We start from the raw sequence: 10,987 nt of genomic DNA on the forward strand, positions 1-10,987 counted from the left end.
CGTGTCAGCGAATCGCCCCGGCAACAACCAGAGCTGCTAGCGGTATCGCTGGAGGAATTAAAAACCGCCTTAGAAGAATTGCACGTAGCCGAAGAAGAACTGCGCCAACAGAATGAGACTTTGCTAGGTCATCCCTCATCCCTCAGTCCTCAGTCCTCAGTCCTCAGTCCTCATCCCTCAGTCCTGATTCTTAATCGGGGCGCGACCAAAAGTTTCAGTTAGGGTTTTGAGGCGAAAGCCGATCTCTTTGTTCACCGCCTCAGACCGATACCGCCACTCCCAATTCCCCTCTGCTTTGCCGGGAAAATTCATTCTGGCATCGTTCCCCAATCCCAAAAGATCCTGAAAAGGAATAATTGCCTGATTTGCCACCGAACCCATCGCCAGTCGGATTGCATCCCAGTGGATGCCTTCGGAACTGATGCAACCCACATAACGCAGAAGCTTCTCCCTTTCATAGTCTGAAAGTTGATAGAACCAGCCTACAGTGGTGTCATTGTCATGGGTGCCGGTGTAGACCACACAGTTGCGCGGATAGTTAAAAGGCAAAAAGCCGTTGCCAGAATCCGAACCAAAGGCAAACTGTAAAATCTTCATCCCCGGAAATCCAAACTTATCTCGCAGCGCCTCAACCTCTGGGGTAATCACGCCCAAATCCTCAGCCAGGATGGGTAGCTTGCCTAATTTGTCGTTGAGTAGCTTAAAGAAAGCTTCTCCGGGAGCCTCAATCCACTCCCCATTCATGGCAGTCGTTTCGCCCTGCTTAACCGCCCAATAGGCTTGGAACCCTCGGAAGTGGTCAATCCGAATAATGTCAATATAATCCAACAAAGACTCAAAGCGCTGTATCCACCACTTAAAGTTTTGCTGCTGCAACTTCTCCCAGTTATAGACTGGATTGCCCCACAGCTGACCTGTGGCGCTGAAGTAGTCGGGTGGAACTCCAGCCATCAGCGCCGGTTCCCCGGTTTGTTCATCCAAGCAAAAGATGTCTGGATGCGACCAGACATCGGCACTATCGTGAGCCACATAAATTGGAATATCGCCAATAATCTCAATGCCGCCCAAGTTGGCATAGCTTTTCAGTTGAGTCCACTGGCGGAAAAATTCAAACTGCAAGTATTTGTGGTAATAAATCTCATCATTCAGCCGCTGCCGCCACTGTTCTAAGGCTTCCGGTTGGCGTTTGGCAATTTCCGGTTCCCAAGTATACCAACTAGCGTGTCCGTGGGCTTCCCGGAGCGCCATAAATAAGGCATAATCATCAAGCCAGTCAGCCGCCTTACAAAAACTTGCAAATTCCTGTTGCTGCAAGGGTGACGCTTTGGCTTTAAAGTTTTCGCAGGCTTTGGCGAGCAAAGGCATTTTGGTCTGGATCGCCCGCTCAAAATCCACCCTGTCTAGGGGAAATTCTGGCAATCCAGAAAAATCGTCGTCGGTTAGTAATCCTTCGTCGCGCAGTTTTTCAGGGCTAATCAGTAAGGGATTTCCCGCCAGTGCTGAATAGCACATATAGGGAGAATTGCCATAGCCGGTTGGTCCTAATGGCAAAACCTGCCAAAATTGCTGGGAACTCTCCACCAAAAACTCAATAAAGCGATAGGCTTCTAAACCGAGATCGCCGATGCCAAACCGGCTGGGAAAACAAGTGGGGTGTAGCAAAAGGCCACTGGATCTAGGAAACGGCATAAATAACCTGATGGAGAGGATGCGAACGATTTGAGATTATCATGGGACGCAGAAGTTTGACACCCACTCCTAGGGAGGGTTGCATTTGGTATTTCAGCCGTCAGAAGTGACAGCGATCGCGGCAGAATTAATTCAGCCATTTTTCCCTCGATCCCGCTCGTTTGGGGGCAATATATCAGAATGACTTACCGAAACCCTGCTCCGACTGTCGATATCATTATTGAACTGCTCGATCGACCGCATCGACCGATTGTATTAATTGAGCGCCAAAATCAACCTTATGGTTGGGCAATTCCGGGTGGCTTTATTGATTACGGGGAGAAAGCGGAAGCGGCGGCGCGGCGCGAAGCGGAGGAAGAGATTAGCTTACAGGTGGAGTTAATTGAACAATTCCAGGTGTATTCCGATCCCAGCCGCGATCCGCGAACTCACACGATGAGCGTTGTGTTTATCGCCACGGCAACGGGCGAACCTCAAGCTGCTGATGATGCCAAGGCTGTCGGAATTTTTGAATCTTGGCGAATTCCCACCGATTTATGCTTCGATCACGACAAAATCCTACACGATTATTGGCGTTATCGGCATTACAGGATACGCCCTCGGTTGTCTTGAGGCGGTTTATGGCGAATGGGTAATGGTTTTTTAGGTAAGGTTAAACTTAAATAACAGAAGGGATAAGTTATAAACTGCCTCTACTCGCTATGATGCAACTTCAGAGAAATCGCACGTTTGCCGCTACTCTGCTTCACCGGCGGCAGCGACTCGCCGAGCTAATTGATTTTCCAGTTATTCTCTGGTCTGGGCGTAGTAGTTCCCGAAATTATCCGGCAAATACTTTCCCGTTTCGCGCCAGCAGTCATTTCCTCTATTTTGCGGGGCTACCTCTGGAAAATGCGGCGATCCGACTCGAAGCCGGGAAACTAGAACTGTTTATGGATGATGCGTCTCCTGCAAGTGCCCTCTGGCATGGAGAAATGCCCAAACGTGAGAAAATTGCCCAAGCGATTGGGGCGGATGCAGCATTTTCGATGGCAGAATTGGAGTTACGCTCAGCCGATGCTGCGACTATCTCGGTGCAGGATGCTGCTACTGGGCAGCAACAAGCTCAGATAATGCATCGCGCGATCGCATCCGCAAATGCATCTGAGGGAATTGACAGGGAGTTAGCACGAGCGATTGTATTGTTGCGACTCAGCCACGATGCAGGTGCTTTGGCAGAATTACGACAAGCTGCATCTGTCACCGTGGAAGCTCACTTAGCGGGAATGGCTGCCATACCCAGCGCCAAGTTGGAGGCAGGTGTGCGTGCGGCAATGGAGAGTGTCATCATCTCTCATAATATGAGCTGCGCTTACCCCAGTATTGTCACCGTTCACGGGGAAGTTCTCCACAATCAGCAGTATTACCACCCCCTGCAATCGGGAGGCTTGCTGCTGGCGGATGTGGGTGCTGAAACATCGATGGGCTGGGCAGCAGATGTCACGCGGACTTTGCCTGTATCAGGTAAGTTTTCTTCTACCCAAAGAGATATTTATAATTTGGTTTTGGCGGCTCACGATGCTTGCATTGCCCAAATCCGCCCGGATGTGGAGTATGGGGATATTCATCTCCAGGCAGCGACTGTGATTGCCCAAGGGTTGGTGGATTTAGGCATTCTGCGAGGTAATGCTGAAGATTTGGTAGAAATGGATGCTCACGCCCTATTTTTCCCTCACGGAATCGGTCATTTGGTGGGTTTGGATGTCCACGATATGGAAGATTTGGGCGATTTGGCGGGGTATGAAGAGGGGAGAATTCGGAGCGATCGCTTCGGTTTAGCTTATCTCCGGCTGAATCGCCCCTTACGCTCTGGAATGTTAGTCACCATTGAGCCAGGATTCTATCAAGTTCCGGCAATTTTAAATGACCCCGATTTTCGGGCAAAATATCAGGATGTGGTGAATTGGGATCGCCTTTCTCAGTTTGATGATGTACGCGGAATTCGCATAGAAGATGATGTTTTAGTAACACAATCAGGCAGCGAAGTTCTAACAGCAGCATTGCCAACAGATGCCGATTTAATTGAGTCTCTAGTTAAGAGAGAATCCCGCGCTTTTTTCGGAACAGGGCAACCCATGACTGGAAAAGCACCCGCCGGTATTCCTACTTTTATTAAGCGTTGTCGCGCAATTTTTGAACAAGTTAGCCCCCAATTGATGAAAGATCATGCTGACTGGTTTATCGCGATTGAGGCAGATAGCGGTGAGTATTTTCTGGATGTAGATCACAAGGTTGCCAAACAAAAGGCGCTTGAGAAATACCCGGATGGGTTAATTTCTACTTTACAACTGGTTGAGTAAGTTCCTGTCGGCAAGAAATCCTTTGGAAAAGCCTAAAGGAATTTTTTCCTTCCCCTTTACCGATTTGCTTTTCTCCAGGGATATTTGCTTTGCTTAGTTTTGGGCGTATTGTAGCAATTCCTATGCCTTTATTAGCGATTAGCTGAATGAATAATGCTGGTGCCCTATGCAATGATTCAAAACTTTTAAAAATACAATTTTCTTGGAAAATGTATCGCCAGTAACTACTCGCCATGCCTTGAAGAGGTATTCTTAGATAATAGAAATATGTCTCAAAAAATTATTATCAGGTATTTCTTCCTTATCGATTTTAGTATATCAAAAAAAATCAAGAAAGTCCATAATTCTAGAAAAAAAACTTCCAGAATGGGTGAATTTATAACCCACCCATTCAAACCTAAAAACTCATTGATAAGAGCTATTGGGCTTTTAATTTCCGTTCTTTAAGTTTAAGTAAGATATCGGCATGAACCTCGCGAGTGAGAGGATAAAAGTATGCCAGGATTAAACCACCAATCAAGGCAATTGTTGGCAGAGGCCCAATTGCGATGCGAATCGCTAAAAGTGCAGAATCCGGTTGAATTGGGGCTAAGTTGTCTGGGGTAGACCGAATATATTGATTCCACTCCAGGCTTTTCAAGACTAAAGCCACTGCAACAGCTAAACTGACTTTTTGCAGGAACACCATGAAGCTGTAAAAAATCCCTTCCCGCCGCTGTCCGGTTCTTAGTTCATCTAATTCAATCACATCTGGCAGCATCGACCACGGGATCAAATAAGCAGTAGAAACGCCAAAACCTGCCATCACCGCCAGCACGTACATGAAAGCAATTTGACCGGGCTGTAAGAAAAACAATCCCGCCTGTGCAATAATCCACACGCTCATTCCCATAAAATAAACGGCTTTTTTACCGAATCGCTGGCTAAGCTTACTCCAGATAAACAGCATCAACAATGCTGTTCCCTGCACCGCTAGAATTACTTGGGCAACGAGTGCATCGCTTAAGCGCATCCAACTGAGAACAAAATAAGGAATGATCGCAGCAGTGACCTGGACAGCTAACCAGGAACACAGATAAATTCCCACAACATATAAAAAGGGGCGATTGCTCAAAACAATCCGTACTTGTTCCAAAATTGGGAGGGAAACAGGTTGCTCAAAGGTGGGATTTTGTGCCGCCCTTGCCAAAATGCGATCGCGTGTCCCCCAAATACACAAATAAATAGGTAAGACCGACAAAATTGCACAAACGACGCCCATCACCCAATATTGCTGGATGCGGTCATTAGGAATCAAAGCGGCGATGATTCCGAACGCAATTACAGATACGATACTTCCTCCAATGGAGAAAGCAAACCGATAGCTGTTGAGATTGGTGCGTTCGTTGTAGTCCTGAGTAAGTTCTGGAGTTAGGGCAGTGTAGGGTAAATTAACAGCGGTGTAAAACGAATTAAACAAAATCGAAATGACTATGTAATACCAGAACAATCCCCATTGATTCGCAGAGTCATTGGCGCTAAATCGAGGAACTAGCCACTGCAAAAAGAATGTGATTCCAAACGGAATCGCCCCATATAACATCCAGGGAAGCCTACGCCCCCAGCGTGGCGAGTTTGTTCTGTCGCTAAGCACCCCGACAATCGGATCGTTTATTGCATCCCAAACCTTGCCAATCAGGAGAATCCAAGTCGCTAGTCCAGCGGCGATTCCGGCGACATCGGTCAGAAAATAGGCGGTATAAAACACCCCAATATTTGCGGTGATAGCAGCACCCACATCACCGGCACCATAAGCCAGTTTGGTACTCAATTTTAGCTTTTCGCTGTCGGGTGTCGCGGCGGCATGGTTAGAAGAGGAAGAATCACTCATGGCAGTTGGCTGATGGCAGGGGGAAGTTGAAAATTTCAAAAAAGTATCGCATCTGTCTCCCAAGAGCGGGAATTTCTATAGCATTTGTTCTATAGCATTTGTACTGTTCTCTAAACTTGTGGAATTGTGTCTGTTATACCAGAGCTTTACGTGTCATGGTCAGAGTACCACCAAAAAATCGAACAGTTAGCGGCAATCATTTATCAATCCGGCTGGGACTTTAACCAGATTGTCTGCCTTGCTAGGGGCGGTCTACGGGTGGGTGATATTTTATCGCGAATTTACCGCAAACCGTTGGCAATTTTAGCTGCCACTTCTTACGGTGGCACAGGCGATCGCTTCCGGGGTTCTCTCGCCTTTGCCCGCGATCTCACCATGACTTCCCCTCATCTGGGTAGCCGCATTCTCCTGGTGGATGACTTAGTTGATTCTGGCATCACCCTTCGGGAAGCCATCCCTTGGCTGAAACATCATTATGCTGCTGATGTCGAGCAGATTCGTACCGCTGTCATCTGGTACAAAGCTGGGTCTGCGATCGCGCCTGACTACTACGCGGACTATCTACCAGAAAACCCCTGGATTCACCAACCCTTTGAAAAATACGAACAGATCGATCCATCCGAGTTAGCCCAAAGATATGTTGCTGTTTCAGCGACCAAATAACACCAACCAAACCGGCAGGGTCAACAAAAGTCCTATAGTCCCGACAACCAGCGCCGTCACGGTTAAATCTCGGTCGAGATTGTAGGCTTCCGCCAAGATGAGCGTGGCAAAAGCGGGAGGCATTGCCATCTGTAAAACGATGACCAGATGGGGTGGTCCACTCACACCCAGCAGGCCAACTCCGCCGCCCAGCACCAGCGGAACTAGCAGCATTTTAATCCCCAAGCTGACAGATGCCGACGGGAGGCTACCCCAGGAAGAAAGCTGGCTTAGGCGCATTCCGATTAGCACCAAAGCCAGTACAACTCCACTCCAAGCGATAATTTGCAGCAACTGTTCAGCTGGTTCGGGCAGTGGGAAGTTGCGAAAACCCAGCCCAAAACCAAAACTCCACAGCGCTGGATTAATCAGCACTGCCTGTAGGGGCGTCTCCCCGCCCTTCCCCACCCGAATACCAAAACGAGCCGCCAAGACAACGCCCAAGCCGTAGGCTCCCAGCGTGGTGCCCATCAGGTCATAAAACAGCGCCCAGCCAAAGTATTGCTGCCCTACGAGAGCTAGGGTGACGGGATAACCCAAGTAGCCGGTGTTCCCGACCATTGAGGCTAATAGAAAACTTCCTTGAGTGGGTTTACTCCAAGCTTTTTTGGGGAATTGCGAGGCTTGCCTTCCCATCCAAAACCAGGCTAATCCGGCTCCCACCAAAATTGCCACCCAAGCCGCGACGGGTGCAATCCAGATTGGTCCAGATAAGTCGGCGTGACGCAGAAACGCCACAATGCCAATTGGTACTCCAATCCAAAAGAGAAACTTACCTAAATAGGTGGGAACGACTTTGGGCAGTTGGCGACCCAAAACCCATCCCAACAAAATGCCGCCACCTAGCCGGAAATAGAGTTCCAGCAGTTGAATTCCTATATTAGGCATCGTCTCATGGGTTGTCAGCAGAAGTATTAGACTGGCACCTGTACGATACTTTGTCAGCCTCTATTCATGTTAAGCATCAGGGTTGATGATGAGGCATCTGGAAATACACGGCAGCTGTTGATAGACTTCGCTCAGTCTAAAATGCTTGTTAAAGTTAAGTGTTGAGTCTCAGTGCCGTTGTTGGATATCTAAGAATTGATAACTAACCACAAAAACAACAGGAGTGGCTCTTTTGGAAAACGCGGGTATGCCTGGAAAACCACCCAAGGTCTCGGCACTGCCGATAGACGATATTCCGGAGGCGTTGCGGGATACGCCGCACCTCAGACGACGCCAGCGACAGTGGCAGCCGATTCTCCTGTTTGGCGGTTTGTTGGGATTGGGAGCGATCGCGCTGATTATCGGTATCTTACTCCCCCGTCCCGTACCCGAATCGAATGCGTCAACGCCTGTCCAAAATGAAATTCTAGGCATTCAAACGCCTCCAGCCACAGCAGAAGCCAATACCCTCTTTGGACACTTTCCCTACCAAGAGGCACCCCAGTCCGAACTTGAGGCGATTACAGCGGATGGTCGCTTGAAAATGCGTCACACTGCCGCCAGACAATATACAGCGATGGTAGCAGCGGCGCGAGCTTCCGGCATTATCATCGTGCCAATTTCCGGATTTCGCTCTACTCGCGAACAGCAGCATTTATATTTTGACACCAAGGCGCAGCGCGGACAGTCAGCCGCCGAACGGGCAAAAGTGAGTGCGCCTCCCGGTCACAGCGAACATCATACTGGGTACGCGATAGACGTGGGTGATGGAAGAGTACCAGCAACGAATCTCAGTCCTAACTTTGAAAATACTGCGGCTTTTAAGTGGCTTCAGAAGAACGCCCCTTACTATAGCTTTGAGATATCGTTTCCCCGCAACAATCCCCAGGGCGTTAGTTATGAACCGTGGCACTGGCGCTATGTAGGCGATCGCGATAGTCTGGAAACATTTTACAAAGCCAAACAATTCGGAAAAAATTAAAAATTAGGATTGTGAATTTTTAATGCAAGCATTTTTAATTTTTAATTCACTTAGACCTCAATATCATGCAACAAACTGCCCTAAATCTAATTGCCATTGGCGTCTTTGCGATAACGCTTTCTAGTTTGTTGGGGCCAATGTTGAACATATCACCGACAATCCCCGCGATCGCAACGATTAGCATTATGGGACTGGCAACCCTTGACACCCTCAGCTTCCAAGGCAAAGGCATGACGCTACTTTTGGAGTTGTTTGCCGGTGCTGACTCCAAATATCGCGATCGCGTATTGCGGCATGAAGCCGGTCATTTCTTCGTCGCTTACTTACTAGAAATTCCCATCACCGGCTACACTCTCAGCGCCTGGGAAAGCTTCAAGCAAGGAAATCCTGGGCAAGGTGGGGTGATATTTGATACCCAAAAATTGCAGCAAGAAACGACAACGCCTTGGGAGATGCAAGTCATACTGGATCGATTCTGCACCGTCTGGATGGCAGGTATCGCCGCCGAGATTTTGGTATACGGTAGCGCTGAGGGAGGCGCAGAAGACAGGCAAAAAATTAGAGATGTGACACTAGGACGGCAGGAAAGCGGCGTTCAGCAGAAAGAGCGTGCCAGTGCGATCCAAGCACGGACTCTAATTGAGGAAAACTATCCCGCCTACGAAGCGCTGGTGGCGACGATGGAAGAACGCGCCTCAGTCGAGGAGTGTTATCAGGTGCTTCAGCAACATCTTGTTAGGAGTTAATCATCAGTAGTCATTAGTTAATTACCAATTCATAGAATTAATCGAAAGTTTTTTTCTCTGCATCCTAGACTTCACCTACTTTTTTCTGGTATACTAATCTTGATAAGGAAGAACTAGGCTATGATAAATTTTTTAGACAGATTTCTATTATCTAAGTATACCCCTTTCAGCCCCAGCAAGTAGTAATTTCCAATACACTTTCTGTAGTTTTTAACAGGTAAAAATTGAGCGAGAGAATTTCTACCTTTTCCCCAATTAGCAATTATTCACTAACAACCCGATTGCGACCATCAGATTTGGCTTGCAGAAGGTTTTGATCGGCGCGTTGCAGCAAATTCACTCCTTTAATATCGTCCGTCGCATTTAGGGTGCCTGTCCCCAGACTGATCGTAATCGTGAGTGCCAGGGTGGGATTAATTCTGAAGGGTTGTTCGCAGATCAAGCGACACAGACGGTGCGCTACCATCGGAGCCTCTTTAACATCTGTGTCGCTGAGAATCACGACAAATTCCTCACCTCCGTAGCGGAAGAGAGTGTCTTGAAAGCGCAGGCTGTGTTGCAGACGGGCGGAGAGTAGTTGCAGAACGCGATCGCCGATCAGATGCCCGTAGGTGTCGTTAATAGACTTAAAATAGTCCACATCCAACATCACTAAACTCAGCGGTATTGAGCGAGTCCGAGCATTTTGAATCTGCCGGGGCAATTCCCATTCCAAAGCGCGACGATTATTCAATTCTGTTAGCGGGTCAGCCAGCGCCATTGTTGACAATAAATCGTTGGTTCGTATCAATTGGCGATAGTTTTGTACCTTACGTAATCCCATCTGAATTTGCGCCGCCAGTAAGCGGTCTTGCAACTCGATCTCTTCTTGTGCAAGGGCAGCACTCCTTCTTCTGAGTGGGGCAATTTGCAAGTAAGCATCTGCTCCTTTTTCTAAAGCTTCTGCCATAAGTGCCAACTTCCGGTGCCGATCGGAAAGCGTTTGTTCGCGGGCAAGTTCGGGTCTGTCTTCTATCAAGATGCAGTAAATCCCTGCTAGTTGGGCGTGTTGTTTGAGCTGATAACAGAATTCCAAACTGCCCTCCAGACTTGCCTGCAAAATTAAGATATAGGGCAGTCGATTTTCCAGCAGCGGGATGACCTCATCTAGCTGGGAGGCAGCCTCAACTGTGCCACCCACTAAAGCGCCGATTCGCTTCAGAAATGTTGCCAGAAATGCATCAGTTCCAACAACTAGAACAAAAGCATCCATTAGCGTAGGTATACCGGAAGAATCAAGGCTCTTTCCCTGTTGACGAAACGTGAGAATTTCTACCACTAGAGTTTTTAGGCAGCAACGAAGGAGACGAACAGATAGATGACCCTAGACTGGATGAGCGTGTATTGTAGAGCGAAGAAGCGATCGCGCTGGCGTATGCCGCTATACAAGGCTTCTGACCGCTATGCCATTGAACCGGGCAGTCTTTACCAAACCCTAACCCAATCGTTGGCACTTCTGACACACTCTGTTACATTCTCAGTTTGCTACAAGTATTAGAGATGGGAATCCCATTGGTGGCGGATAACTTTGCAAAGTCTTCATAAAAAACTGCCACACTACCCAGCCAGGGCTATTTCATTCTAGACAGAGAGGGTGAAATCCAGTAAGCTAAAGCTCAACGAATTTTTCTTATCGAGCTATGAGAACGCTTGCCATTGTGGAAGCCTTTTCCAGTTTGCCTGACGCACGACG

9 protein-coding genes and 2 pseudogenes are annotated in these 10,987 nt (G+C 48.1%); 7 read left to right on the plus strand and 4 right to left on the minus strand.

Going from position 1 to position 10,987, the window contains the following annotated elements:
• Nucleotides 1–222, plus strand: a pseudogene (locus AC2VDX_RS11065) (hypothetical protein); the annotation flags it as partial.
• Here AC2VDX_RS11065 and malQ read toward each other — a convergent pair.
• Nucleotides 178–1,689, minus strand: coding sequence for a 4-alpha-glucanotransferase (gene malQ, locus AC2VDX_RS11070; RefSeq protein ID WP_378177367.1), 1,512 nt, complete (start codon nt 1,687–1,689; stop codon nt 178–180). The pseudogene AC2VDX_RS11065 and the gene malQ overlap by 45 nt on opposite strands.
• Before the next feature lie 180 nt (nt 1,690–1,869).
• On the opposite strand from malQ, the gene AC2VDX_RS11075 reads away from it, so the two are divergent.
• Entirely contained in the window at nt 1,870–2,301 is a 432-nt protein-coding gene (locus tag AC2VDX_RS11075) for an NUDIX domain-containing protein (RefSeq protein WP_378177364.1), read from the plus strand.
• Between the two features lie 92 nt (nt 2,302–2,393).
• Nucleotides 2,394–3,764, plus strand: a pseudogene (locus tag AC2VDX_RS11080) (aminopeptidase P family protein); the annotation flags it as partial.
• A gap of 682 nt (nt 3,765–4,446) precedes the next feature.
• On the opposite strand, the gene AC2VDX_RS11085 reads toward AC2VDX_RS11080, so the two are convergent.
• A complete protein-coding gene (locus tag AC2VDX_RS11085) occupies nt 4,447–5,898 on the minus strand; it encodes an MFS transporter (protein ID WP_378177361.1) in 1,452 nt (483 codons plus the stop codon).
• Between the two features lie 135 nt (nt 5,899–6,033).
• Here AC2VDX_RS11085 and AC2VDX_RS11090 point away from each other — a divergent pair, with 135 nt between their 5' ends.
• Nucleotides 6,034–6,561 carry a phosphoribosyltransferase gene (locus tag AC2VDX_RS11090; protein ID WP_378177403.1) on the plus strand — a complete coding sequence of 176 codons (528 nt, stop codon included), beginning with the start codon at nt 6,034–6,036 and terminating at the stop codon, nt 6,559–6,561.
• Here the strand turns inward: AC2VDX_RS11090 and AC2VDX_RS11095 are convergent.
• Complete coding sequence (locus AC2VDX_RS11095) at nt 6,547–7,488, minus strand: AEC family transporter (protein ID WP_378177358.1); 942 nt, start codon at nt 7,486–7,488, stop codon at nt 6,547–6,549. The genes AC2VDX_RS11090 and AC2VDX_RS11095 overlap by 15 nt on opposite strands.
• A gap of 247 nt (nt 7,489–7,735) precedes the next feature.
• Here AC2VDX_RS11095 and AC2VDX_RS11100 point away from each other — a divergent pair, with 247 nt between their 5' ends.
• Nucleotides 7,736–8,509, plus strand: coding sequence for a M15 family metallopeptidase (locus AC2VDX_RS11100; protein WP_486928157.1), 774 nt, complete (start codon nt 7,736–7,738; stop codon nt 8,507–8,509).
• Nucleotides 8,510–8,574: 65 nt separating this feature from the next.
• Nucleotides 8,575–9,255: an ATP-dependent Zn protease gene (locus AC2VDX_RS11105; protein ID WP_378177354.1), complete on the plus strand. Its 681-nt coding sequence runs from the start codon at nt 8,575–8,577 to the stop codon at nt 9,253–9,255.
• 262 nt (nt 9,256–9,517) lie between these two features.
• On the opposite strand, the gene AC2VDX_RS11110 is transcribed toward AC2VDX_RS11105, so the two are convergent.
• Nucleotides 9,518–10,573: a GGDEF domain-containing protein gene (locus tag AC2VDX_RS11110; RefSeq protein WP_378177351.1), complete on the minus strand. Its 1,056-nt coding sequence runs from the start codon at nt 10,571–10,573 to the stop codon at nt 9,518–9,520.
• Between the two features lie 39 nt (nt 10,574–10,612).
• Here AC2VDX_RS11110 and AC2VDX_RS11115 point away from each other — a divergent pair, with 39 nt between their 5' ends.
• Nucleotides 10,613–10,792 (plus strand): hypothetical protein, encoded by a 180-nt coding sequence (locus tag AC2VDX_RS11115; protein WP_378177348.1) that lies wholly within the window; start codon nt 10,613–10,615, stop codon nt 10,790–10,792.
• Nucleotides 10,793–10,987: the final 195 nt, after the last annotated feature.

Source organism: Coleofasciculus sp. H7-1, from assembly GCF_057473865.1.

What these genes read in the sequence shown, in the direction of transcription:
- malQ (WP_378177367.1), bottom strand. Translation starts at nt 1,689, where the DNA reads ATGCCGTTTCCTAGATCCAGTGGCCTTTTGCTACACCCCACTTGTTTT.
- AC2VDX_RS11075 (WP_378177364.1), top strand. Translation starts at nt 1,870, where the DNA reads ATGACTTACCGAAACCCTGCTCCGACTGTCGATATCATTATTGAACTG.
- AC2VDX_RS11085 (WP_378177361.1), bottom strand. Translation starts at nt 5,898, where the DNA reads ATGAGTGATTCTTCCTCTTCTAACCATGCCGCCGCGACACCCGACAGC.
- AC2VDX_RS11095 (WP_378177358.1), bottom strand. Translation starts at nt 7,488, where the DNA reads ATGCCTAATATAGGAATTCAACTGCTGGAACTCTATTTCCGGCTAGGT.
- AC2VDX_RS11100 (WP_486928157.1), top strand. Translation starts at nt 7,736, where the DNA reads ATGCCTGGAAAACCACCCAAGGTCTCGGCACTGCCGATAGACGATATT.
- AC2VDX_RS11105 (WP_378177354.1), top strand. Translation starts at nt 8,575, where the DNA reads ATGCAACAAACTGCCCTAAATCTAATTGCCATTGGCGTCTTTGCGATA.
- AC2VDX_RS11115 (WP_378177348.1), top strand. Translation starts at nt 10,613, where the DNA reads ATGACCCTAGACTGGATGAGCGTGTATTGTAGAGCGAAGAAGCGATCG.